Annotated in this window: 24 protein-coding genes; 13 read left to right on the top strand and 11 right to left on the bottom strand. The window is 55.7% G+C overall.

Annotated features, from left to right (window positions below; genetic code table 11):
• The first annotated feature begins 21 nt into the window (after positions 1–21).
• The gene (locus AC5SEO_RS18140) at positions 22–624 is read left to right on the top strand and encodes a nitroreductase family protein (RefSeq protein ID WP_174027876.1); all 603 of its coding nucleotides are present in this window, start codon (positions 22–24) and stop codon (positions 622–624) included.
• Between the two features lie 104 nt (positions 625–728).
• On the opposite strand, the gene gyrB is transcribed toward AC5SEO_RS18140, so the two are convergent.
• The 5 genes from gyrB to AC5SEO_RS18115 all read right to left on the bottom strand — a co-directional run bounded on the left by gyrB (position 729) and on the right by AC5SEO_RS18115 (position 6055).
• The gene (gene gyrB / locus AC5SEO_RS18135) at positions 729–3164 is read right to left on the bottom strand and encodes a DNA topoisomerase (ATP-hydrolyzing) subunit B (RefSeq protein ID WP_003516345.1); all 2436 of its coding nucleotides are present in this window, start codon (positions 3162–3164) and stop codon (positions 729–731) included.
• Positions 3165–3319: 155 nt separating this feature from the next.
• Entirely contained in the window at positions 3320–3685 is a 366-nt protein-coding gene (locus tag AC5SEO_RS18130) for a helix-turn-helix domain-containing protein (protein ID WP_003516346.1), read from the bottom strand.
• Positions 3682–4251 (bottom strand): Smr/MutS family protein, encoded by a 570-nt coding sequence (locus tag AC5SEO_RS18125; RefSeq protein WP_013635178.1) that lies wholly within the window; start codon positions 4249–4251, stop codon positions 3682–3684. The genes AC5SEO_RS18130 and AC5SEO_RS18125 overlap by 4 nt, the downstream gene beginning before the upstream one ends.
• Positions 4248–5360 (bottom strand): murein transglycosylase A, encoded by a 1113-nt coding sequence (mltA, locus tag AC5SEO_RS18120; RefSeq protein WP_038489214.1) that lies wholly within the window; start codon positions 5358–5360, stop codon positions 4248–4250. The genes AC5SEO_RS18125 and mltA overlap by 4 nt, the downstream gene beginning before the upstream one ends.
• Positions 5357–6055: a Tim44/TimA family putative adaptor protein gene (locus AC5SEO_RS18115; RefSeq protein WP_003516349.1), complete on the bottom strand. Its 699-nt coding sequence runs from the start codon at positions 6053–6055 to the stop codon at positions 5357–5359. The genes mltA and AC5SEO_RS18115 overlap by 4 nt, the downstream gene beginning before the upstream one ends.
• A 141-nt stretch (positions 6056–6196) precedes the next feature.
• On the opposite strand from AC5SEO_RS18115, the gene AC5SEO_RS18110 reads away from it, so the two are divergent.
• Positions 6197–6754, top strand: a complete 558-nt coding sequence (locus AC5SEO_RS18110; protein WP_149910365.1) for an FxsA family protein — start codon at positions 6197–6199, stop codon at positions 6752–6754.
• Between the two features lie 99 nt (positions 6755–6853).
• Positions 6854–7336 carry a protein-export chaperone SecB gene (gene secB, locus AC5SEO_RS18105; RefSeq protein WP_003516359.1) on the top strand — a complete coding sequence of 161 codons (483 nt, stop codon included), beginning with the start codon at positions 6854–6856 and terminating at the stop codon, positions 7334–7336.
• A gap of 120 nt (positions 7337–7456) precedes the next feature.
• On the opposite strand, the gene dnaQ is transcribed toward secB, so the two are convergent.
• The 5 genes from dnaQ to AC5SEO_RS18080 are packed head-to-tail and all read right to left on the bottom strand — an operon-like array spanning position 7457 to position 11064.
• Positions 7457–8158: a DNA polymerase III subunit epsilon gene (gene dnaQ / locus AC5SEO_RS18100; protein WP_003516361.1), complete on the bottom strand. Its 702-nt coding sequence runs from the start codon at positions 8156–8158 to the stop codon at positions 7457–7459.
• Positions 8151–8759 carry a dephospho-CoA kinase gene (coaE, locus tag AC5SEO_RS18095; RefSeq protein WP_025594720.1) on the bottom strand — a complete coding sequence of 203 codons (609 nt, stop codon included), beginning with the start codon at positions 8757–8759 and terminating at the stop codon, positions 8151–8153. The genes dnaQ and coaE overlap by 8 nt, the downstream gene beginning before the upstream one ends.
• Positions 8759–9619, bottom strand: coding sequence for a shikimate dehydrogenase (locus AC5SEO_RS18090; protein WP_174068698.1), 861 nt, complete (start codon positions 9617–9619; stop codon positions 8759–8761). Before AC5SEO_RS18090 ends, coaE begins: the two co-directional genes overlap by 1 nt.
• Positions 9612–10211, bottom strand: a complete 600-nt coding sequence (locus tag AC5SEO_RS18085) for a Maf-like protein (protein ID WP_174068697.1) — start codon at positions 10209–10211, stop codon at positions 9612–9614. The genes AC5SEO_RS18090 and AC5SEO_RS18085 overlap by 8 nt, the downstream gene beginning before the upstream one ends.
• Before the next feature lie 31 nt (positions 10212–10242).
• On the bottom strand, positions 10243–11064 hold the full coding sequence (locus AC5SEO_RS18080; RefSeq protein ID WP_003516369.1) for a pyruvate, water dikinase regulatory protein: 822 nt from the start codon (positions 11062–11064) through the stop codon (positions 10243–10245).
• Positions 11065–11471: 407 nt separating this feature from the next.
• Here AC5SEO_RS18080 and hemE point away from each other — a divergent pair, with 407 nt between their 5' ends.
• From hemE to AC5SEO_RS18040, 8 genes are all read left to right on the top strand, one after another.
• Positions 11472–12506, top strand: a complete 1035-nt coding sequence (gene hemE, locus AC5SEO_RS18075) for a uroporphyrinogen decarboxylase (protein WP_111802466.1) — start codon at positions 11472–11474, stop codon at positions 12504–12506.
• Complete coding sequence (hemJ, locus tag AC5SEO_RS18070) at positions 12503–13048, top strand: protoporphyrinogen oxidase HemJ (protein WP_026330887.1); 546 nt, start codon at positions 12503–12505, stop codon at positions 13046–13048. Before hemE ends, hemJ begins: the two co-directional genes overlap by 4 nt.
• A gap of 185 nt (positions 13049–13233) precedes the next feature.
• A complete protein-coding gene (gene rho / locus AC5SEO_RS18065) occupies positions 13234–14499 on the top strand; it encodes a transcription termination factor Rho (RefSeq protein WP_013637014.1) in 1266 nt (421 codons plus the stop codon).
• 85 nt (positions 14500–14584) lie between these two features.
• Positions 14585–15916, top strand: coding sequence for a tRNA uridine-5-carboxymethylaminomethyl(34) synthesis GTPase MnmE (gene mnmE / locus AC5SEO_RS18060; protein ID WP_035252361.1), 1332 nt, complete (start codon positions 14585–14587; stop codon positions 15914–15916).
• Positions 15917–15978: 62 nt separating this feature from the next.
• Positions 15979–17862, top strand: a complete 1884-nt coding sequence (gene mnmG, locus AC5SEO_RS18055; RefSeq protein WP_174068696.1) for a tRNA uridine-5-carboxymethylaminomethyl(34) synthesis enzyme MnmG — start codon at positions 15979–15981, stop codon at positions 17860–17862.
• Positions 17863–17873: 11 nt separating this feature from the next.
• Positions 17874–18491, top strand: a complete 618-nt coding sequence (gene rsmG / locus AC5SEO_RS18050) for a 16S rRNA (guanine(527)-N(7))-methyltransferase RsmG (protein ID WP_174068695.1) — start codon at positions 17874–17876, stop codon at positions 18489–18491.
• A 19-nt stretch (positions 18492–18510) separates the two neighbouring features.
• A complete protein-coding gene (locus AC5SEO_RS18045; protein ID WP_003516382.1) occupies positions 18511–19305 on the top strand; it encodes a ParA family protein in 795 nt (264 codons plus the stop codon).
• Between the two features lie 31 nt (positions 19306–19336).
• A complete protein-coding gene (locus AC5SEO_RS18040; RefSeq protein ID WP_003516383.1) occupies positions 19337–20218 on the top strand; it encodes a ParB/RepB/Spo0J family partition protein in 882 nt (293 codons plus the stop codon).
• 62 nt (positions 20219–20280) lie between these two features.
• On the opposite strand, the gene AC5SEO_RS18035 is transcribed toward AC5SEO_RS18040, so the two are convergent.
• The gene (locus AC5SEO_RS18035) at positions 20281–20481 is read right to left on the bottom strand and encodes a DUF1674 domain-containing protein (RefSeq protein ID WP_003516384.1); all 201 of its coding nucleotides are present in this window, start codon (positions 20479–20481) and stop codon (positions 20281–20283) included.
• Positions 20482–20600: 119 nt separating this feature from the next.
• On the opposite strand from AC5SEO_RS18035, the gene htpX reads away from it, so the two are divergent.
• Positions 20601–21566, top strand: a complete 966-nt coding sequence (gene htpX / locus AC5SEO_RS18030; protein ID WP_065662925.1) for a zinc metalloprotease HtpX — start codon at positions 20601–20603, stop codon at positions 21564–21566.
• Positions 21563–22948, top strand: coding sequence for an RsmB/NOP family class I SAM-dependent RNA methyltransferase (locus tag AC5SEO_RS18025; protein WP_495363905.1), 1386 nt, complete (start codon positions 21563–21565; stop codon positions 22946–22948). Before htpX ends, AC5SEO_RS18025 begins: the two co-directional genes overlap by 4 nt.
• Positions 22949–23075 lie beyond the last annotated feature (127 nt).

The raw sequence follows: 23075 nt of genomic DNA, 5'->3' as shown, positions 1-23075 counted from the left end.
GACAATCAAAAGGACACGCCCGTGACGAACAGCAATTCCCGGCAATCCGAATATCCCGTCGATCCACTCTTCCTCGATCGCTGGTCTCCACGCGCATTCGATGGAGATGCGATGCCAAACGAGCATCTGCTGACCATTCTCGATGCCGCGCATTGGGCGCCATCGGCATCCAACCAGCAACCGTGGCGGTTTGTCTACGCGCACAAAGATAGCGAGGATTGGCCGCTCTTCGTGGAACTGCTGATGGAAGGAAACCAGCGCTGGGCAAAAAATGCCTCGGTGCTACTCTTCATCCTTTCCCGCGACCACAATATTTCACGAGAGGGTGAGAAAAAGCCTTCAGCGACCCATTCCTTCGATGCCGGTGCGGCATGGTTTTCACTCGCCATGCAGGCGCATCTGCTCGGTTACCACGCCCATGGCATGGCAGGCATATTTAAAGACCAGATCGTGGAAAAGCTTGATGTTCCGGATGGATATAAGGTGGAGGCCGCAGTTGCCATCGGCACATTGGCCGACAAGGCTGTTCTTCCTGACGATCTGGCAGAACGGGAAGTACCCAGCAAGCGCCTCCCCCTTTCGGACGTAGCTTTCAAGGGGCGGTTCACCGGCAAGGCCGATTGATATCCGACAACACAGATGACAAAAGGCCCGGCGGAAAATTGACCGCCGGGCCTTTCGTTAAAGTTTCGTTTCACGTGAATCGTCACGCGAGACGTCCTACAGGATTAAATGTCGAGATTGGCAACGCTGAGCGCATTTTCCTGAATGAAGTCGCGGCGCGGTTCCACCTCATCGCCCATCAGGCGCGAAAACAGACCATCGGCATCCGTCGCATCGTTGACCTTGACCTGCAGCAGCGAACGCACATTGGCGTCGAGTGTGGTTTCCCACAGCTGCTCGGCGTTCATTTCACCGAGACCCTTGTAACGCTGCATGGAAAGACCCTTGCGGCCGGCGGCGAAAATAGCATCCAGAAGCGCACGCGGTCCGGCCAGTTCCATAGTGCCGTCTTTGCGTTGCAGAACCGGCGGAGTGACGTAAATATCGCGCGTGCGGGCCGCGAGCTGATCGATATGACGGGCATCGACGGAACCGATCAGGCCCATATCGAGCGTCGAGATTTCCTTGACACCGCGTACCATGCGCTCGAAGCGCAAGCCGCCATCTTCCAGCACCATGCCGGACCAGCCGCGTTCGGTTTCTTCCGCGATCATGTCCAGACGCCGGGCCACTTCGGCAACGGTTTCCTGGGCACGGGCAGCATCGGCCGAAAGCTCGGGGTTCAGGGCGCCGGCAATGGCGGCCTGTTCCACGATGGAGCGACTGTAGCGGGAATGCAGACCGTCGATCAGCGTGCGCATGCGCACCGCATCGAGAATGACCTCACGAAGGTCAGCGCCGATGCGTACTTCGCCGGAGCCGAGCGTCAGCGACGTATCCTCGATGCCCATCGAGATCAGATATTCTTCCAGCGCCTTCTCATCCTTGAGGTACTGCACGGATTTGCCGCGCGTCACCTTATAAAGCGGCGGCTGGGCGATATAGAGATGGCCACGCTCGATCAGTTCCGGCATCTGGCGGAAGAAGAAGGTCAACAGCAGGGTACGAATGTGGGCGCCGTCGACGTCAGCATCCGTCATGATGATGATCTTGTGGTAGCGCAGCTTGTCTGCGTTGAATTCGTCCTTGCCGATCGACGTGCCGAGCGCGGTGATCAGCGTGCCGATTTCCTGGCTGGACAGCATCTTGTCGAAACGGGCGCGCTCAACGTTCAGGATCTTACCGCGTAGCGGCAGGATGGCCTGCGTTTCGCGCGAGCGGCCCTGCTTGGCCGAACCGCCTGCGGAGTCACCCTCGACGAGGAAGAGTTCGGATTTCGCCGGATCGCGTTCGGAACAATCGGCGAGCTTGCCGGGCAGAGAGGCGATATCGAGCGCACCCTTGCGGCGCGTCAGTTCGCGCGCCTTGCGGGCGGCTTCACGGGCAATGGCCGCTTCCACCACCTTGCCGACAAGGATCTTGGCGTCGGACGGATGTTCCTCGAGCCAAGTAGACAGGGCCTCATTGACGAGACTTTCCACGACAGGGCGCACTTCAGACGAAACGAGCTTGTCCTTCGTCTGCGAAGAAAACTTGGGGTCAGGAACCTTGACGGAAAGAATTGCCGTCAGTCCTTCGCGGCAGTCCTCACCCTGCAAGCTGACCTTTTCCCTTTTCATGATGCCGGAAGTCTCGGCATAGGATGTCATCTGACGCGTGAGCGCCGCGCGGAAGCCGGCCATATGGGTGCCGCCGTCGCGCTGCGGAATGTTGTTGGTGAAGCAGAGCACATTTTCATGGTAGCTGTCGTTCCACCAGAGCGCGACCTCAACCGTGATGCCGTCCTTTTCGCCATGAATGGCCACCGGCTTGTCCACCAGCGGTTTCTTGGCCCGGTCGAGATAACGCACGAAGGCTTCAAGACCGCCATCGTAGAGCAACTCTTCCTGCTTGATATCAGAATGACGCTTGTCGGTGAGCACGATACGAACACCGGAATTCAAAAACGCCAGTTCGCGCAGGCGATGCTCCAGCGTACCAAAATCATAATCCGTCATGGTGAAGGTGTCGGGGCTCGCCAGGAAGGTCACTTCCGTGCCGGAGCGGCCCTCATATTCGCCAATGACCGAGAGCGGAGCATCGGCAACCCCATGGGTGAAGCCGATTTCGTGCAGCTTGCCATTGCGGCGGATTCTGAGCTTCAGCCAAACCGAAAGCGCATTTACGACCGAAACGCCCACGCCATGCAGACCGCCGGAAACCTTGTAGGAGTTCTGGTCGAATTTTCCGCCCGCATGAAGCTGGGTCATGATGACTTCCGCGGCGGAAACGCCTTCGGAAGAATGGATATCAGTCGGAATGCCGCGTCCGTTGTCCGTTACCGTCACCGAACCATCGGCGTTCAGCGTCACCGTCACCAGATCGGCATGACCCGCAAGCGCCTCGTCGATGGCGTTGTCAACCACCTCGTAGACCATGTGATGCAGACCGGAGCCGTCATCGGTATCGCCGATATACATGCCGGGCCGTTTGCGCACAGCATCAAGACCCTTGAGGACCTTGATCGAATCGGCTCCGTATTCAGTGTTGGCGCCGACTTCGCTTGACGATGTTTCGGTCATAAGTACTCTTTCCAAAATTTCCTGGCCAAGTTTTCAGTGAGAAGGCCTGAAGCCCGCGAATCACTCAAATCCGACATACGACTATAGAAATTCTACACTCAATCCCAAAGGCCACATGCCTCAGAACGCTGCATAAAGCAGGGGATAGAGGGGTTTCAATCGCAAGAACGGCTTTTTTGTAGCACCGCTGACAGTTCCTCTATCACACTCAGCGGCAGCTTGCGAATATCCCGCGCCAGCCGATTGGCAAAAGCCGTATATTGCGGCGGCAGACCGACCGTGTCGATCGCCACCTTGGGGTCGGAGGAGCCGGCGAGAAAGAACAATTCCTCCGCCTCATCCCAGATGATGTTGAAATATCCGGCGATGCGCTGGAGGAGATCGAAGCTCGGTTTGCCGCGTTTGCCGTGCTCCAGCGCCGAGAGATAAGCGGGGGAAACGCCGATTGCCGCTGCCATCTCCTTCTGTGTCACGCCCTTGCGCTCACGAAGCAGCCGCACGGCTTCTGCAAAGGGCGTCATGATTTTTCACCCTTGCGGCGCGCCAAACGGACATAGAGAGCGCCATCGCCGCCGTGATTGGCGGATGCATCCTCATAGGATGAAATCAAGTAACGATATTCCGGTTTGGCGAACCACATGGGCACGGCCCTTTTCAGCGCACCATCGCTGCCGATGGAGCGACCCTTACCGGTGATGACGAGCACGTGCCGGAGGCCCCGTTCGTGCGCCCGCAATAGAAAGTCGAGCAGAACCGCATGGGCTTCGCTCTGAAACATGCCATGCAGATCGATACGGCCTTCCAGCGGCAACCGCCCGCGCGTCAACTTGCGCTTAACCGGCTTTTCCATCGGTTGATGAATTTTTGGCTTCTTGTCCGGCGTAAAGGGCGAAACGTCCACCGGCTCCGCGAGCATCCTAGGGAAGACGGCGTTTGCCGTTTGCGGGACCACAGGTTCCGCCGCGGCTTCCTCGATATCGTCGAAAGCCAGCAAATCCTCCAGCCTGCCGGAGATGGGTCTGGCTGTTCTTGCGACCTTACCCCACAGAATGCGTTCTTCCTTGCCAAGCTTTCGACTGCCCTTCATCGCCGATACCTTTTCGCTGCAACATGCGGCAACAGCATATAGAAATCGGCGTCGTTGCGCACTGTGCCTGCAAGTTCCCCGGCTTCGAAACCCGAGCCGGTGAAAATGTCGCCGCGTGCCGGGCCAACGATGGCCGAGCCGGTATCGAGCGCCAGCATCAACCGCGCGAAGGGCTTGCCATTATCCAGGTGGGTCAATGACGGCGCATGGATAAAGAAGGGAAAACCGAAGGTGTGGATGAGCCTGTCCACCGCAAGCGCCCGCCCGGCGACCAGCGGCACCTTGGCGGCGGCGATCGGTCCCATATCCAGGCCGGCAACATCAGCCTCCCGGAAAAAAATATAGGAGCGATTATGCCATAGCACCCCATCCACCTCATCCGGATGGTCGGCGAGCCATTTGCGAATTGTCTGCATCGAGATCGTTTTCGGATCCAGTTCCCCACGATCCAGAAGCAACCGACCGATCGGCGAGAACGGATGCCCGGCCTTGGCGGCATAGGTGATGCGTTTCACCTCTCCATCAGGAAACAGAAGACGGGCAGCACCCTGAACGTGGACGAAAAACAGATCGACCTTCGATCTCGCCCAGGCAATCTCAAGCCCCCTGCCCTGCAGATATCCTTCGTCGATCGCGCGGCGATCGGGAAAATAGGAAATGCCGTCCTCGCCCTCTCTGCCAAAAGCATAGGACGGATCAAAACCGCTCGGGCGATTTTCGTCGTCGATATCCACCAGCTCCGGTGGGCGGCGGTAGACCGGATACTTCCAGACATCGTCGCGGACTGACGATACCTCAAGCTCCGGTTCATAAAAGGCAGTTACAAAACCGCGTTTTCCGCCGGGTGGTGAAATTTTGAAAGGTACACAATTCGTCTCGAAAAACCGGCGGGCCTGCTGGGGACTATCCGCTTGTTCCTCATCGGCCAGTTCCAGAAGCGAGGCCAGTTCGCCGGCGGTGAGACCCAGCGCGCCGGTCCTGTAGGGTTTTGAATTCCGAAGATGTGACAGGATCGTCCGCATCGCCGGAAACAGCTTACGCGGATCATCCTCCTGCCATCCCGGCAGATCACCGAAAGAAACTTCTTCGAACGAAAAGGGCGTGTTCATTGCTCGGATTCAGTGGCGATCAGCTTCCAGTTGGGATCGCGCGAGCGGACATCACGCGAGAAGGTCCAGATGTCGTCCACTTCCGCAACCGCATCGGGATCGCCGTCCACCAGCTTGCCATCCTTGTCATAGGTGGCCGAAATCAACTGGCTGACTATTCTGAGCGTGATCTGCTCTTCGGAATCGCGGATACCGGCCTGGGTGATATCAGCCTTCTCTATTCCCACGAAAGTGGACTTGACCACCTCGCCGCGACTTTCCCGCTCGGAAATGGCCGCCTCGAACCCGTCGAAAACTTCCTTCGACAGAAGGTTCTTCAACGTCTTGCGGTCACCATCGGCAAAACCCATGACGATCATCTCATAGGCCATGCGGGCGCCGTTCAGGAATTCCTTGGGGCGGAAGGTCGGGTCCTTGGTCATCAGCTCGCGCAGGGATGTATTCAAGGCAGTATCGACGGGTGCCAGAGCATCCGCCTCGGCAAAGCGGTTTTCGTCCTCCGCCTCAGAGCGTTTGGGCAGGGTCACGACCTTGTTATCATCCGTGACGGGGCCTTTCGCGACATCGCGCGGCGTGTAAGGGTCGAATGGCGGCTTCTCATTGCCGGTTCGGCGACCAAGAACGCTGCGCAGCTGAAGAAAGATCAGCACCGCTGCAACGAGAAAAAACAATGTGATAAAGTCGCTAAAGCCCATCTTTTACCAAAACCGCCATTTAAATTCAAAAACCTGAACATCATATAGTCTGCATCTTATCATCATTCAAATGTGCAGATTCAATCATCGGTGTTCTCGGGAACCGGCAATCTGCCAGAGATGCACACGCAAGGCTAGAAGATGCGTTTTTCCTTTCTCCCCATCGTCATCCTGATGATGCCAATCCTGGAAATTGCCGGTTTCATCATCGTCGGCAAGACAATCGGTCTGTGGCTGACATTGGCGCTCGTCCTGTTCACGTCGTTTCTGGGGTTGCTGATCCTGCGGCTCGGCGGCATCGGCATGGTGAGAAATCTTCAGGCCGCAGGTCGTACCGGCGCCCAGCCTGCCGATGAGCTGGTCAATGGCGCCATGCGCGTCGTGGCGGGCATCCTGCTTATCATCCCGGGTTTCATCACCGATATACTCGGTCTCCTGCTTCTGTCGAAAACGGTGAGACGTTTTTTCTGGAATATCCTCGGACCCCGCGTCGTCGTGGCCGGTTCTTTTCGCCAGTCGGGTCAACCCGGCGGCCAGACCGGGCCGCAACCCGGTGACTTTTCCGGGTTCAGCAATGGTCAGGCAAATAAGGGTAGCTCCAAGGTCGTGGACCTCGACGAAGAGGAGTTTCACCGCGAAGGGCCCAAGGATTCTCCCTGGTCCCAAAAGCCGGATGATCGCAACCTGCCCAAACCCTGAAGCACGGCAAAGGGTTAGGGAGCCGAGAGCACGAGGGTTGTAAGGCTCAAGTCGAAATGATAGACCGCCTTCCACGAAATCACGCCGCGAGGAAACGTAATGACCGCTGAAAATGGCGCACAGGGCGCAGTTAGTCCTTCCCTCAACATTCTTACCCAGTACATCAAGGATCTTTCTTTCGAAAATCCGGGTGCTCCTCGTTCGCTTCAGGCTCGTGACAATGCGCCGTCGATCAACATCAATGTCAACGTCAACGCAAACCCGATTTCGGGTTCGGATTTCGACGTTGTGCTGACGCTGAATGCCGAAGCCAAGGATGGCGACAAGGTTCTGTTTGCAGCCGAGCTGGTTTATGGCGGCGTGTTCCGCATTGCCGGTTTCCCGCAGGAACATATGCTGCCGGTGCTGTTTATCGAGTGCCCGCGCCTGCTGTTCCCCTTCGCACGCCAGATCATCGCCGATGTCACCCGCAATGGTGGCTTCCCGCCGCTGATGATCGATCCGATCGATTTCGCGCAGATGTTTTCGCAGCGCGTTGCCGAGGAACAGGCCAGAGCCAAGGTTCAGGCCGTACCGAACTGAATTGCACGCGACGCCGCTCTTTTTAGAGTTCAGACAAAACAAAACCCGGGTTCATCGCCCGGGTTTTTTATTTGACGGTTCTCGTCATTTTTCAACGGCGCATCTAAGCGCCAGGCGCACTTAATTCTGGTAACGGTTCCAGATCGCCTTGTCGCCCATACCGAGAACGAGCTTGCCGTGCGCCGCGATGGTCTCCGCATCCAGTCTTGATGGTAGAGGATGCGGTCTTTGCAACGGCTCATTCGGGACATCATCATCCTCGATAGTGACCGCTTGCTGTTTGGAGCCGGAACCGAAACCGAGCGCTGTCTGGCGCCCACCAATCATTTCTATGTAGACTTCGGCGAGCAGTTCGGAGTCGAGAAGCGCGCCGTGTTTGGTGCGGTGGGAGTTGTCGATCCCGTAACGCCGGCAAAGTGCATCGAGGGAATTCGGACCCATCGGGTGCTTGCGGCGTGCAAGCGAAAGCGTATCCGTCACCAATTCAGATGAGACCGGCGCAATGCCAAGGCGGGCAAATTCCGCATTGATAAAACCCATGTCGAATGTCGCATTATGCGCCACCCAGCGGGCACCTTCAAAAAATTCTCGGATTTCGTCGACGACTTCGGCGAATTTCGGCTTGTCTTTCAGGAAGTCGTCGGTGATGCCGTGCACCGCAAGCGCGTCCGGGTGAACCTTGCGATCTTCCGGGTTGATATAAATATGCAATGTGCGGCCGGTCGGAAAATGGTTGTTGAGCTCGATGCCGCCGATTTCGATCACGCGGTCCAGTTTCGATTCAAGGCCTGTGGTTTCCGTATCGAAAATGATCTCACGCATTTTTCTCTCCGTTGCCCGAACCGGCACTTAGTCTCTGCAGAATTTCTCTTACCTGATCCCGTGCCGCTTCGACACCATTTCCGCTATCGATGATAAAATCGGCGCGCCGGCGCTTTTCGGCATCGGGCATTTGCCGGGCCAATATCATTTCGAATTTCTCTTCCGTCATGCCGGGACGGGACAAAACCCGCTGGCGCTGTATTTCCGGCGCGCAACTAACAACGACTATTTTATCGACCCTCGTTTCCGCGCCGGTTTCAAACAGCAGCGGGATATCGAGAACGGCGAAATTTTGATTTTCCTCTCTCGCCTTACGGAGAAAAGCTTCCTGTCTTTCACGAACAAGCGGATGGACGATTGCTTCCAGCTTTCTAAAATTAGCCGGATTCTCCCTGAGGATGTTACCGAGTTCAAGACGGTCGACCGTGCCGGAAATGGTCGTGCCCGGAAAGGCGGCTTCGATCATCGGCACGGCTTCTGCTGAATAGAGGTCGTGCACAACCGCATCAGAATCGAGAACCGGTATCCCTTCCGCGGCAAACAGTTTCGCCGTGGTCGTTTTTCCCATTCCGATCGAGCCGGTGAGACCGATGACGATCATCAATGTTTCTCCATATCCTCAATGATGAGGGAACGAAGAGTGTCATCAACCTCCGGCGTTTTGCCGAACCATTTTTTAAAGCCGGGTTTTGCCTGATGAAGGAGCATGCCAAGCCCATCGACCGTCGCAATACCCTGCGTCTGCGCCATCTGGAGGATGGGGGTTCTCAACGGCACATAGACGATATCGGTTACAACAGCACTTGCAGCGAGCGGCGAAAAATCAATCTCGGGCGCTTCCATTCCGTCCATACCCAGCGATGTCGTGTTCACAAACAACCCGGCGTCCTGCATGACTTCATGAAGCGCGCCCTGAGGATGAGAAAAAACCCGTGCACCGAAACGGTCGGCCATTTCACGGGCACGTTCGACCGTGCGGTTCAGGACATGGATTTCGGCAATGCCGCGGTCCCGCAGCGACTGAACGACGGCCCTGCTTGCACCGCCGGCTCCGAACACCACCGCCCGGTCGGTTTTCTCCCATCCGGGATGGCGCTCATCGAGATTGGAAACGAAGCCATAGCCATCCGTGTTGGTGGCATGCAGCCTGCCCTCTTCCATCCAGACGGTATTGGCTGCACCCAGTTCCTCCGCCAGCTCGTCGGGACTATCCGCCAACTTAAAGGCCGCTTCCTTGTGCGGGATGGTGACATTGCCACCCACCGCTGCACCAGGTCCCTGTTCCTTTAGTGCCGTGATGAAATCGGGGAAGTCATCGGGGGCAACCTCAATGGCCTTATAGGAGCCGGGTATCCCGAATTTCTTCAGCCAGTAGGAATGGATGATCGGCGACCGGGAGTGCTTGATCGGATAACCGACAACGAAGGCGTTTATAGTTAATGTTTCACGTGAATCAGCCATCGATGACATCCATGTCGCGCAGTTTCATTAAGAGAGGCAGAAGCGGCAGGCCAAGAATGGTGAAATAATCCCCCTCTATCGAAGTAAATAGCTGGATTCCTTCGCCCTCGAGCTGATAGGCACCGACACTGGTCAAGGCCTTTTCACCCACGCGTTGCAGGTGGCGGGAGACGAATTCGGCGCTCAAATTTCGCACCGAAAGCTCGGCACTGGAGATCGTCTGCCATACGACATCACCCCCGCGGGCAAGAACGGCTGCACTGTTCAGGCGATGAACCTTGCCGGATAATGAGAGCAAATGTGCTTCGGCTTCGGCCATGGTTTTTGGCTTGTGGTACACCCGGGCACCGAGCGCCATCGTCTGGTCGCATCCAAGAACGAGTGCTTGCGGATGCAGGGCACTTACCGAGAGCGCCTTGGCCTTGGCCAGTTCCAGCGCAACCTCTTCCGGCTTTGCGCCATTTTTTTCCAGCTGCTCGTCGAGCGCGCGCTCGTCAATATCCGCCGGGATGGCCGAAAATGTCAGCCCCGCATTGCGCATCAACATCTGACGGGATGCGCTGGACGAGGCGAGGATCAACTCTTGTTTCATCGACTATCTGCTCCGAATGGTGCGATCCGGATTATCGTGTCCTCGGGCGAAGGGCAAGGATTGCCGCGGCCGTTTCCTCTATGGAGCGGCGTGTAACATCGATCAGCGGCCAATTGTTACGGGCACAGAGCGCACGCGCATATTTCAGCTCTTCCATGATGGTAGCGCGATCCGTGTAGCGCCCGCTGTCAAATCCGCCGGTCGTGCCGAGTTCCCGGTTTTCACGTACCTGCGATATGCGGTCCGATGTCGCGACGAGACCAACGATCAAGGGACGGGTGGCAGCATAAAGGCTTTCCGGCAACGGCACGTTTGGAACGACCGGTATATTGGCGGTCTTTATGCCTCTGTTGGCGAGATAGATGCTTGTCGGTGTTTTCGACGTTCGACTGATCCCAATGATGACGATATCGGCTTCGTCATAGCTTTCCGGCATTTGCCCGTCATCATGGTCCATCGCAAAATTGAGCGCTTCGATCCGCGCGAAATAATCCGCGTTCAGCGCGTGCTGCGCCCCGACCCGCCGTCTCGAAGGTGCGCCGAGATAGGTCTGGAAAATGCCGATGATCGGCTCGAGGACGTTGACGCAGGGCACCCCGATCGCGTGACAGCGCAAATCCAGGAACTCGGCCAGCTGCTGATCCACGATCGTATAAAGAACGATGCCCGGTTCCTTGTCGATCAGATCCACCACCTGGGCGAGCTGCTTCTGGTTCCTGATCATCGGATAAACATGTTCCACCGGCATCGAAGCGTGGAACTGCGCCGAGACGGCACGACCGGCCGACATGAGAGTCTCTCCGGTTGAGTCCGAAATCAGGTGCAAATGGAAGAAACTTTTTTTGTTCTCCACGCTGTTTTTCTCTCGCTGTTGATAAACCGGGACAAACTTCCGAATTGTTCCGCGGGCCGAGCCGCCTCGTGGATAAAGTGGGTTTTTTCCACAATCCGCAAGTGGCGTCCTTGCTATCAGGCATGCCTGTGAATTGTCTGGAAACTCTGAACTTGTTCAAAACTGTCCACAGATGATCCACAGGCAACGGCTCCGGAGGATATAACTTAAATCTCTGAAAATATTATATAAATATCTATTATCCCATTTATTGCGATGAAGCGATGAAATGCCGTGTTCAGGTCTTGGCGCTTACACCCGACTGCGGCATATCGACTGGAAAGATTTTAATCCTTGCTACTCACCGACTCTAAGAAATAGAAAATCTTTTAAATCTCTTAGATTTTATTTTTTGGAAGTTGGGTGGCATGAGCGAGCGTAAGGTTTTAAAGGTGTTGAACGGGCAGACGGTCACACCTCCGCCCATATGGCTGATGCGGCAGGCAGGGCGTTACCTTCCGGAGTACAGGGAAACGCGAAAGAACGCCGGCAGTTTCCTCGATCTCTGTTATAATCCCGAACTGGCAACCGAAGTGACCCTTCAGCCCATTCGCCGGTTCGGTCTTGATGCAGCTATCCTCTTTTCCGATATTCTGGTGATACCGGATGGGCTTGATCGCAATGTTTCCTTCAGCGAGGGAAAGGGTCCGGCCATGGATCCGATCGACGCGGATGGCATTGACAGGCTGGATGCGAGCAATGTCATTGCGCATCTTTCGCCCGTTTTCGAAACCGTCTCACGCTTGCGCCAGACCTTACCGGATGAGACGACGCTTCTCGGTTTTTGCGGTGCGCCCTGGACGGTTGCAACCTACATGATTGCCGGCCACGGAACGCCTGATCAGGCGCCGGCGCGGTTGTTCGGTTATCGGGAGCCGGCAGCCATGGAAAAGCTTCTTGCCTTGCTGGCTGAGGTTTCCGCCGACTACCTTGTGGCGCAGATTGATGCCGGGGCCGATGCGGTGCAGATTTTCGATTCCTGGGCCGGGGTGCTCGGCGAGAAGGAATTCGAGGAATATGCGGTAAAACCCGTCGCCCGTATCATCGCTTCGGTGCGCGCTCGCCGCCCCTCCGCGAAGATCATCGCCTTTGCCAAGGGGGCCGGTTATCTTTTGAAGGATTATCGCCGCAAAACAGGCGCAGACGCCATCGGCCTCGACTGGTCGGTGCCACTCGGTTTCGCAAGGGACTTGCAGAAGGAAGGCCCGGTACAGGGCAATCTGGACCCCATGCTGATGGTGGCGGGTGGCAAGGCTCTGGAGGACGGTATCGACGCTGTGCTGCAGGCTCTGGGACAGGGCCCGCTGATCTTCAATCTCGGCCATGGCATCACGCCGCAGGCCGATCCGGAAAACGTTGCAAGGCTGGTGCAGCGGGTGCGTGCCGGCGGAGCCGGGGCATGAGCGGCGAGAAGCAGACCTCCGCCCGCTCAGGAAACAGGGCTGCCCTTCGCGCAGGTATGGCGCTCGGTGTCTTTGCCGCTTTTGTCGCTTTGTTGTTTTACGCCGATCCGGCCGATCTCTATCTGTGGATCAAGGCGCTTCATATCATCGCGGTGATTTCCTGGATGGCGGCGATTTTTTACCTGCCGCGCCTGTTCATTTACCACACAGATGCACCCACCGGTTCGCAGCAATCCGAAACCTTCAAGGTGATGGAACAGCGGTTGATCAAGGTCATCATGAACCCGGCGATGATGATAAGCTGGATATTGGGGCTTTATCTCGCATGGTCGGTTTATGGTTTTTCCGGCGGCTGGCTACATGCGAAAATCGCACTGGTGGTGCTACTAACCATCGCCCACGTCTATTTCACCCGCAGTGCCAAACGGTTCGCCCGGGATGAAAATATCAGGCCTGCCCGTCACTGGCGGTTGATGAACGAGGTTCCGACGGTACTGATGATCCTCATAGTCATACTTGTGGTTGTGAAACCCTTCGGTTAAGAGGTCGCAACGATAAATTTCGCGGAATTCGTGCTTTCCTCTTGCAGTAGCCCTATTCAATCGCTATTTTCGGACCACTCATCTCGTGGCATGTGAATTATTCAGTCATCTGCGGCTTCTCCCTCAGCATCTGATTCGCGAACACGCCCTCCCCCGACATTACATTATCAAACGGTCTTTCCTTCATGGCTGAAATGAAGCTTCAGGAACTTAAGAGCAAATCGCCTACCGACTTGCTAACTTTTGCTGAATCCCTGGAAGTTGAAAATGCGAGCACCATGCGCAAGCAGGAGCTTATGTTCGCAATCCTCAAGGTTCTCGCGAGCCAGGACATCGAAATTATCGGCGAAGGCGTCGTTGAAGTCCTGCAGGACGGTTTCGGTTTTCTACGGTCCGCAAATGCAAATTATCTGCCGGGTCCGGACGATATCTACATTTCGCCCTCGCAAATTCGCCGTTTCTCTCTGAAGACCGGCGATACTGTCGAGGGGCCGATCCGTGGACCCAAGGAAGGCGAACGTTATTTCGCGCTTCTCAAGGTCAACACGATCAACTTTGACGATCCTGAAAAGATCCGTCACAAGGTTCACTTCGATAACCTGACGCCGCTTTATCCGAATGAGCGGTTCAAGATGGAGCTGGAGCTTCCGACATCGAAGGATCTGTCGTCGCGTGTGATCGATCTGGTCGCGCCACTTGGCAAGGGCCAGCGTGGATTGATCGTCGCGCCGCCGCGTACCGGTAAAACTGTTCTCTTGCAGAACATCGCGCATTCCATCACGGCTAACCATCCGGAATGTTACCTGATCGTTCTTCTGATCGACGAACGTCCGGAAGAAGTCACCGACATGCAGCGCTCGGTCAAGGGTGAGGTGGTGTCGTCAACCTTCGACGAACCAGCTGTACGCCACGTCCAGGTGGCCGAAATGGTCATCGAAAAGGCGAAGCGCCTTGTCGAACATGGCCGCGACGTCGTTATCCTGCTCGATTCCATCACCCGCCTCGGCCGAGCTTATAACACGGTCGTTCCGTCTTCCGGCAAGGTCCTGACCGGTGGTGTGGATGCCAACGCGCTGCAGCGGCCGAAGCGTTTCTTCGGTGCCGCACGTAACATCGAAGAAGGTGGTTCGCTGACGATTATCGCGACCGCGCTGATCGACACCGGCAGCCGCATGGACGAAGTCATCTTTGAAGAATTCAAGGGTACGGGTAACTCGGAAATCGTGCTTGACCGTAAGGTCGCTGACAAGCGTATCTTCCCGGCGCTCGATATTCTCAAGTCCGGTACACGTAAGGAAGACCTGCTCGTGCCGCGTCAGGATCTCCAGAAGATTTTCGTGCTTCGCCGCATTCTCGCGCCGATGGGAACGATGGATGCCATCGAGTTCCTGATCGACAAGTTGAAGCAGACCAAGACCAATTCGGATTTCTTCGAATCGATGAATACCTGATCCGGAGTTTTACCGGTCCCATCGACAAAGCTTTAAAGCCGCATCCGTTCATTCGGATGCGGCTTGACTGTTTTAACCGAGGTGAATGATGCCAGCTTCCGCCGATACCATTTATGCGCTCTCCAGTGGAGCATTGCCGGCCGGCGTCGCAATTATCAGGATCAGTGGGCCCGGCGCGTTCGAAGCCTTTGTGACGTTGACCGGTCGTGACCTTCCCGCACCGCGGCAGGCGGTTTTGTGTTCGATTCGAAACCGAAACAATGAGATCATCGACCAGGCGCTGATGGTCGTTTTCCCTGGACCCAATTCCTTTACGGGTGAGAACTGCATCGAAATCCACAGCCACGGCAGCCGTGCGGTTGTCGCATCAATTTTTGCCGAGCTCGAACTGCTCGAAGGATTTCGGCCGGCGGATGCCGGCGAGTTCTCCCGCCGCGCGTTTGAAAACGGGAAGATGGATCTTCTCGAAATTGAAGGTCTGGCGGATCTGCTGCAGGCTGAAACGGAGATGCAGCGGCGGCTGGCGGTTGAGCAGAGCACTGGTAAGCTGTCAGCGCTCTACGATGGCTGGGCAGGCCGGTTGACGCGTGCTCGCGCCCTGATCGAGGCGGAGCTGGATTTCGCCGACGAGGAAGATGTGCCGGATTCAGTTGCCGCGCAGGTGTGGGACACGATGATGCAACTTCATAGCGAAATCACCAGCCATCTCCAGAACGGCGGAAGCAGTGAGATTATTCGTGACGGGTTCAAGGTGGCGCTGGTAGGAGAGCCTAACGCTGGCAAGTCCACGCTTCTTAATGCTCTGAGCGGCCGTGACGTTGCTATTGTCACTGACATTGCTGGTACGACCAGAGACGTGCTGAGCGTCGATATTAATCTCGACGGTTACCTGGTCCGCATATTCGATACGGCCGGAATTCGGGAGACGCAGGATGTGGTCGAAAAGGAAGGCGTAAGGCGGGCCGTTCTGACAGCGGAAACCGCGGATTTTATTTTGGTATTGCAAGATAACGATTCGACTCCGAAACAATCGATCATTTCGCTGGAAAATGCTCGCCATTTGCATCTACGGACAAAAACCGCGATTTCCTCTTCTACAGTTGACGCTGTTTTTGATCTCGCCATCTCCGCCAGGGAAGGCGTCGGTCTCGACGAATTGCGTCTATTGATCAAGCGAGAGATTGAAAGCAGGGTTGGTGTTGCACAGACATTGGTCCCTGCCCGCGCCCGGCACAAAAAACGACTTGAAGAGACGCTGAACTATGTTAGTGATGCGCTCAATTCCGAGACCATGGACCTTGCGATAAGGTCGGAATATTTGAGACTCGCAGCAACATCGCTTGGACGCATTACTGGCCGCGTCGATGTGGAAGATTTGCTAGGCGTGATCTTCTCGGAATTCTGCATAGGAAAATGATTCACGTGAAACATTGGTGGCCAATACGGCAAAGCCGATGATTTGGGATAAGGCGCGGAGATATGCACCAGTCATTTGATGTCATTGTTATCGGTGGTGGACATGCCGGCAGCGAAGCTGCGGCGGCCGCTGCGCGACATGGCGCTAAAACCGCTCTCGTTACCCATAAGCGAGAGACTATTGGGGTGATGTCCTGTAACCCGGCAATCGGTGGTCTCGGTAAGGGACACCTGGTCCGCGAAATAGATGCGCTGGACGGTTTGATGGGCCGGGTTGCTGATGCAGCGGGAATTCAATTCCGTATGCTCAATCGCAAAAAAGGCCCCGCCGTCCGCGGGCCGCGCACGCAGGCTGATCGGCGGCTTTATCGCGAGGCAATGCAGCGGGAAATCAATACGATTGAAAACCTGACTATTATTGAGGGTGATGCTTTCGATATTGAAATGGCGGATGATAAGGTCTCCGCCGTAATCATGGCAAACGGTAGCCGGATTCCTTGTGGTGCTGTTGTGTTGACGAGCGGCACTTTTCTACGCGGCCTTATTCATATCGGCTCCGAAAAGATTCCCGCAGGCCGTGTTGGTGAAAAGCCGTCTGTCGGTCTTTCCGAAACACTTGCCCGCCTCGGCCTTGCCATGGGGCGATTGAAGACTGGCACCCCTGCCCGTCTTGATGGTCGCACGATCGATTGGGAAGGCGTGGATCGGCAAGCGGCCGATGAAGATCCCGTTCCGTTCTCCTTTATGACGGATCGCATTGTCAATCCACAGATCGAATGCGGCGTAACCCGAACGACGCCGGCCGGACACAAGATCATTCAGGATAATATTCATCTGTCAGCGATGTATTCGGGACAGATCGAGGGTGTTGGTCCGCGCTATTGTCCGTCGATTGAAGACAAGATTACACGCTTCGGTGAACGGGACGGTCATCAGATATTTCTGGAACCAGAAGGCCTTGATGACCACACAATTTATCCAAATGGAATTTCGACGTCGCTTCCTGCCTCAGTTCAGGAGCAGTTTATCCGCACCATCCCCGGCCTTGAGCAAGTCAACATCATTCAGCCCGGCTACGCGATTGAATATGACTATGTCGATCCGCGTGAGCTGAAGCCTTCTCTGGAATGCCGGAAAATTCCGGGATTGTTCCTGGCAGGGCAGATCAATGGCACGACGGGTTATGAAGAGGCAGGTGCCCAGGGTCTGGTTGCCGGATTGAATGCGTCGCTATATGCAGGCGACGCAGACCCTATCCATTTCAGTCGTACCGAATCCTATATCGGTGTGATGATCGACGATCTCACCTCCAAGGGTGTCAGCGAACCCTATCGCATGTTTACGTCAAGAGCCGAATATCGGCTTTCACTTCGCGTTGACAACGCTGATCTGCGACTTACACCTATTGGTCAGATGGCCGGCATTATCGGGCATGACCGCCAAAAACGCTTCGCAGATTTTATCTCCGATCTGGATCGGGGTCGCGAGCTGATGAAGAGCATTTCCATCAGTCCCTCCCAGGCTGCTAAACAGGGATTGAAACTCAACCAGGACGGTCAGCGTCGTTCGGTTTATGAAATGCTCGCCTACCCCGATATCACAATGGAAACTCTTACCGCTCATTGGCCGGAACTACGGGCGCTTAATACCAAGGTCGCTGAGGTTTTGGAAATAGAAGCGAGTTACGCTGTCTATATGCAGCGCCAAAGCGCGGATATTGTCGATATCAAGCGCGATGAAGACAGAAAAATTCCCAATGATTTCGATTTTCAGTCTTTGTCCGGTCTCTCCAACGAACTGAAACAAAAGCTGGAAAAGGCACGTCCAGAGAACATTGCCCAGGCTGCGCGTGTTGACGGTATGACACCTGCTGCGATATCGCTGCTTCTCGCACTTCTGCGGAAAGGCTCCGCATCAGGAAGTGAAAAATTGCGCATGCACCAATAGCGAGTCGGACCATGAAGATAAACGGCCAGAGTGTTTCACGTGAAACACAGGAGAGGCTCGAACATTTCGTCGAGCTTTTCAAGAAGTGGAACAAAACCACAAATCTGGTTGCGCCTTCGACTCTCACTGAGCTCTGGAGCCGGCATGTGGCGGACAGTGCACAGATATTTCAGCTCGCCCCTCAACCGCAAAAATGGATTGATCTGGGAAGCGGCGGCGGTTTTCCGGGCGTCATTACAGCGATTTTTCTCGCGGAACTGGGTGATGGTTGGGTCGATCTGGTAGAGAGCAACAATAAAAAGGCTGCGTTTTTGCGAATTGCGCTGAAGGAAACCGGCGCAAGAGGCGCGGTTCATCCAGTCAGAATTGAAAAAGCGCCTGAAACCGTTGAAAATTGCGATGCGGTTTCGGCGAGAGCCCTCGCCGAGATGAATTTACTTTTCGAATATATTTACCCGTGGGCGCAGAATAATCCAAATCTCAGGGCATATTTCAATAAAGGCAGGGATTATGAATCCGAACTGCAGAAAGCGCATGGCCGCTGGCAGTTTGATCTGATAAAACACCAGAGTGCCATTGAGGCAGATTCTGTTGTTCTTGAAATCAGTAACCTCACTAAGAGGCACTGACGAGCTGGTCAGGTGCGGTATGACTTCTGAAAAAAACCGGATTATCGCAGTCGCAAACCAGAAGGGTGGCGTTGGCAAAACAACGACGGCCATCAATCTGGCTACTGCATTGGCGGCTATTGGTGAGCGGGTGCTGATCATTGATCTTGATCCGCAGGGTAATGCCAGCACAGGTTTGGGAATCGACCGCAAAGAGCGCAAGCTTTCTTCCTATGATCTTCTGGTGGGTGATCATAACGTTGCCGAAGTTGCGGTTCCGACAGCAGTTCCGAACCTCGATATCGTCCCGTCAACGATGGATCTTCTGGGCTTTGAGATGCAGGTTGCGAATGTTGCCAACCGCGTCTTTCTGTTGCGTACCGCCATGGAGACGCAGGAAGCCAGAGACTATTCCTATATTTTGGTAGATTGCCCGCCCTCTTTTAATCTTTTGACGATGAATGCCATGACCGCCGCCCATTCGGTGCTGGTACCGTTGCAGTGCGAGTTCTTTGCGCTGGAAGGCCTCAGTCAGCTGCTGGATACGGTTAGCCAGATACGCGGCTCCGTCAATCCGCAGCTTGATATTCAGGGTATCGTTCTCACGATGTTCGATGCGCGCAACAATCTTGCGCAGCAGGTGGTTTCCGATGTGCGGATGCATCTGGGAGAAAAGGTTTACCACACTCTCATTCCGCGCAATGTTCGGGTTTCCGAAGCGCCGTCTTATGGTAAACCGGCAATTCTTTATGATCTGAAATGCGCTGGCAGCCAGGCTTATTTGCAATTGGCTTCCGAAGTGATCCAGAGAGAGCGTCTGCGCAAGGCGGCCTGACGTTTTGCCGGAGTATATGGAGTAATATCTTATGAGTGATGATCTTTCCAAGCGTCGACTCGGACGCGGTCTCGCGGCGTTGATCGGCGAAATGGATCAGCCTGTGCCGGTGGGTGAACCGCAGCGCGCCGTTAGTGCGGATCGCGCCATCCCGATCGAGTTCATCGCTCGCAGCCAGAGAAACCCACGTCGACACTTTGACGAAAATGAGTTGCAGGATCTTGCCTCGTCCATTCGTCAGCACGGGATTGTTCAGCCTGTGGTCGTGCGAACGATTGGCGTCAACCGCTACGAGATAATCGCTGGTGAACGGCGCTGGCGCGCGGCACAGCTGGCCGGTTTTACGGACGTTCCTGTCATCGTTCGGGATGTAGACGACCGAACGGCTCTGGAGCTGGCTATCGTCGAAAACGTCCAGCGTTCCGATCTCAATCCGCTTGAAGAAGCGATGGGCTATGAGCAGTTGATCGCCGAACATGGCTACACTCAGAACGACCTCGGTGAAATCATCGGCAAGAGCCGAAGCCATGTTGCAAACAGCCTTCGTCTTTTGAAACTTCCCGATCCGGTTCGGGACATGTTGGCGGATGGTTCGCTTTCCGCTGGCCATGCGCGCGCACTTGTTTCCACTTCCGATCCGTCAGGTCTGGCTCGGACTATCGTTTCCAAGGGTCTTTCGGTGCGTGATGCCGAGCGCCTGGCGCAAAACGACATCAAGTCGCAGGGTGACGTTTTGGAGAAGCGGCCTTCGCCTGAGAAGGATTCCGATACGGTCGCGCTTGAACGCAGCCTCTCGGATGCTCTCGGTCTGGACGTGAAGATCAGCCACAAAGGCGGATCGGGACAAATCCGCATCGGATACCGCACGCTAGAGCAGCTGGAAGCCGTGTGCCGCCTTCTAGAGCAAAAATAAGCAAGTATCGGTTTTAATTGATAAAATACCCGCGTTTAGCGGGTATTTTTATGCTGTGGTGCTCAAAAGTCGATAGCGCGGCCGTTTATTTCGTAGTCACCGAAACGAACAGGTTCCGCGCCGCCGCGACCGCCGGTTTCCTGCGGCAATTGAAGATCCGCCTGTTGTTTGCGCCGTTCTTCCGCTTCCTTCAACGCACGTTCCGCCGCCGGCGAAAGCCGCTTGAGCATTTCTGCGCCGTTGTCATTATCCGCATCCTGCATGAGTAATCCTCCCTATGACGGGATATTGAAATATGTTTGCCGTTCACCAGATTATATAAACAGATGGGCTTTATAAACCCCGGAATATTTCCTGAGTGGTAACAAGGAGAATTTGACATATGAACATGATGCGCACGGCAATGCTTCTGGCCTTCATGACGGCATTGTTCATGGGTGTCGGTTTTCTGATCGGCGGTAAGGGCGGCATGATGATTGCCTTGCTTATTGCCGCTGGTATGAATCTTTTCTCCTACTGGAATTCGGACAAGATGGTCCTGTCGGCCTATCGTGCACGCGAGATCGATGAGGCGAATGCGCCTGAATTTTTCCACATGATCCGCGATCTCTCGCATAATGCCGATCTTCCGATGCCCAAGGTTTATATTTATGACAGCCCGCAGCCGAACGCCTTCGCGACGGGAAGAAACCCGCAGAATGCCGCTGTCGCCGCCTCGACGGGCCTGCTGGAGCGCCTCACCCCTGAAGAAGTGGCTGGTGTCATGGCGCATGAGCTGGCCCATGTGCAGAACCGAGATACGCTAACGATGACTGTGACCGCGACGCTGGCAGGCGCCATCTCGATGCTCGGCAACTTCGCGTTTTTCTTTGGTGGCAATCGTGAAAACAACAATAATCCGCTGGGCTTTATCGGCGTACTGGTTGCGATGATCGTGGCGCCGCTCGCCGCGATGCTGGTGCAGATGGCCATTAGCCGTACGCGAGAATATTCTGCCGACCGGCGGGGAGCGGAAATTTGCGGCAATCCGCTCTGGCTCGCTTCGGCACTGCAGAAAATTTCGGGCATGGCGCAGAGCATTCATAATGAGGATGCGGAGCGTAACCCGGCGACGGCGCATATGTTCATCATCAATCCCCTGTCCGGTGAGCGCATGGACAACCTGTTTTCTACGCATCCGAATACGGAAAACCGGGTGGCGGCACTTCACGCCATGGCGCAGGAGTTTTCCCCGCGAGGATCGACGCGAACGCCATCGGGTGATAGACCTCAGCGCAAATCAGGCTCCGTTCCCAATACGGGCTGGGGACGAGGCAAAGAAAACGAGCGCAAGGGACCGTGGTCTTGACATCCGATACTCAAAATAAGCCGTCGCGGTCTAAAAAACCGGGACAGGACCATGCAAGGGGCCGCGAAGACGGCCCTTCGTCTTTCCAGGATAAACCCGGCCTTGCTGCACGCGTTGCCGCAACCCGCATTCTGGCGGCCGTGCTGGAAAAGAAAACCTCGCTGGACGGTATGCTGGACAGCGAAAACGGCAATCCCGTCTATCGCGCGCTATCCCTTGCGGACCGGGCGCTGGTGAGAGCGATCGTCAACAGCGCGCTTCGCCACCTTCCGCGTATCGAAGCCGCCTTGTCGATGCTGCTTGACGGACCGTTGCCGCAGGGCGCCCGGTCGCTTCATCACGTCCTTGTCGTTGGTGCAGCGCAAGTGCTTCACCTCGATGTCCCCGATCATTCTGCGGTCGATCTTGCCGTGGAACAGGCACACCGCGATCCGCGCAACAGACGTTTTGCCAAGCTGGTGAATGCCGTCCTCAGGCGATTGGGCCGGGAAAAAGCAGAAATCGAAAAGGCGATCGCGGATGTGCCCGTGCTGCCGGACTGGTTCTACGCTCGGCTTGTTTCGGCTTATGGAGATGAGGTTGCCAAACGGATTTCCGAAGCGCAGCTGACGCCCTCTTCCATCGATCTCACGGTGAAGAAGGATCCGGCTGTCTGGGCGGAAAAGCTGGGCGGTACGGTTTTGCCAAATGGCAGTGTCCGTCTCGGTGAATTTGAAGGCCAGATTCCCTCGCTTGAAGGCTTTGCCGAGGGTGCCTGGTGGGTTCAGGATCTCGCGGCCAGCATGCCTGTGAAGCTGATGGGCGATATTTCCGGAAAACGTGTTGCCGATCTCTGTGCAGCTCCGGGCGGCAAGACTGCCCAGCTCGCGCTTGCCGGCGCGAAGGTGACTGCCCTGGACCAGTCCGGCAATCGTCTTCGCCGCCTCAGGGAAAATCTCGACCGGCTTGGTCTTCACGCCGAAACCGTTGAAGCCAATATGCTGAAGTACCAGCCGGAACAGCTTTTCGACGCCGTTCTTCTGGATGCCCCCTGCTCGTCTACCGGCACGTTGCGTAAACATCCCGATGTCTGCTGGACGAAGGACGAGAATGATATTGCCAAGCTTGCCGCTCTTCAGGGACAGATGTTGCGACACGCGCTCACGCTGGTGGGAGCTGGCGGCATTGTGGTGTTTTCCAATTGCTCGCTCGATCCCTCTGAAGGGGAAGCGATGATTGCAAAGGTCCTGGCGGAAAACCCGGACTTCGAGCGTGTTGCCGTTCGCAAGGACGATTGGCCAGGAATGGAAGCCGCCGTCACTGCCGAAGGCGATCTTCGTACAACGCCGGATATGCTCGGCGGCATCGACGGGTTTTTTAGCAGTGTCTTGCGTAAGAAGTAGAAAAAAGCCAAGCTTCCGCGAATCATTGGATAATTGCCGATACGTTCCGATCATCACGGTTCACTCATAAAAACAAAACATGTGAAACGGGAAACACAGCTTGTCAGGGTCCTTTGCAGGCAGCATC

The sequence above is a fragment of the Agrobacterium sp. K11 genome (genome assembly GCF_059429395.1).
Note: the sequence above shows the minus strand (reverse complement) of the source record. Positions and strands in the feature narration are given on the sequence as shown.

Coding starts and splice junctions, on each gene's coding strand:
- gyrB (WP_003516345.1), bottom strand. CDS start 3,164: ATGACCGAAACATCGTCAAGCGAAGTCGGCGCCAACACTGAATACGGA.
- AC5SEO_RS18130 (WP_003516346.1), bottom strand. CDS start 3,685: ATGACGCCCTTTGCAGAAGCCGTGCGGCTGCTTCGTGAGCGCAAGGGC.
- AC5SEO_RS18125 (WP_013635178.1), bottom strand. CDS start 4,251: ATGAAGGGCAGTCGAAAGCTTGGCAAGGAAGAACGCATTCTGTGGGGT.
- mltA (WP_038489214.1), bottom strand. CDS start 5,360: ATGAACACGCCCTTTTCGTTCGAAGAAGTTTCTTTCGGTGATCTGCCG.
- AC5SEO_RS18115 (WP_003516349.1), bottom strand. CDS start 6,055: ATGGGCTTTAGCGACTTTATCACATTGTTTTTTCTCGTTGCAGCGGTG.
- AC5SEO_RS18110 (WP_149910365.1), top strand. CDS start 6,197: ATGCGTTTTTCCTTTCTCCCCATCGTCATCCTGATGATGCCAATCCTG.
- secB (WP_003516359.1), top strand. CDS start 6,854: ATGACCGCTGAAAATGGCGCACAGGGCGCAGTTAGTCCTTCCCTCAAC.
- dnaQ (WP_003516361.1), bottom strand. CDS start 8,158: ATGCGTGAGATCATTTTCGATACGGAAACCACAGGCCTTGAATCGAAA.
- coaE (WP_025594720.1), bottom strand. CDS start 8,759: ATGATCGTCATCGGTCTCACCGGCTCGATCGGAATGGGAAAAACGACC.
- AC5SEO_RS18090 (WP_174068698.1), bottom strand. CDS start 9,619: ATGGCTGATTCACGTGAAACATTAACTATAAACGCCTTCGTTGTCGGT.
- AC5SEO_RS18085 (WP_174068697.1), bottom strand. CDS start 10,211: ATGAAACAAGAGTTGATCCTCGCCTCGTCCAGCGCATCCCGTCAGATG.
- hemE (WP_111802466.1), top strand. CDS start 11,472: ATGAGCGAGCGTAAGGTTTTAAAGGTGTTGAACGGGCAGACGGTCACA.
- hemJ (WP_026330887.1), top strand. CDS start 12,503: ATGAGCGGCGAGAAGCAGACCTCCGCCCGCTCAGGAAACAGGGCTGCC.
- rho (WP_013637014.1), top strand. CDS start 13,234: ATGGCTGAAATGAAGCTTCAGGAACTTAAGAGCAAATCGCCTACCGAC.
- mnmE (WP_035252361.1), top strand. CDS start 14,585: ATGATGCCAGCTTCCGCCGATACCATTTATGCGCTCTCCAGTGGAGCA.
- mnmG (WP_174068696.1), top strand. CDS start 15,979: ATGCACCAGTCATTTGATGTCATTGTTATCGGTGGTGGACATGCCGGC.
- rsmG (WP_174068695.1), top strand. CDS start 17,874: ATGAAGATAAACGGCCAGAGTGTTTCACGTGAAACACAGGAGAGGCTC.
- AC5SEO_RS18045 (WP_003516382.1), top strand. CDS start 18,511: ATGACTTCTGAAAAAAACCGGATTATCGCAGTCGCAAACCAGAAGGGT.
- AC5SEO_RS18040 (WP_003516383.1), top strand. CDS start 19,337: ATGAGTGATGATCTTTCCAAGCGTCGACTCGGACGCGGTCTCGCGGCG.
- AC5SEO_RS18035 (WP_003516384.1), bottom strand. CDS start 20,481: ATGCAGGATGCGGATAATGACAACGGCGCAGAAATGCTCAAGCGGCTT.
- htpX (WP_065662925.1), top strand. CDS start 20,601: ATGAACATGATGCGCACGGCAATGCTTCTGGCCTTCATGACGGCATTG.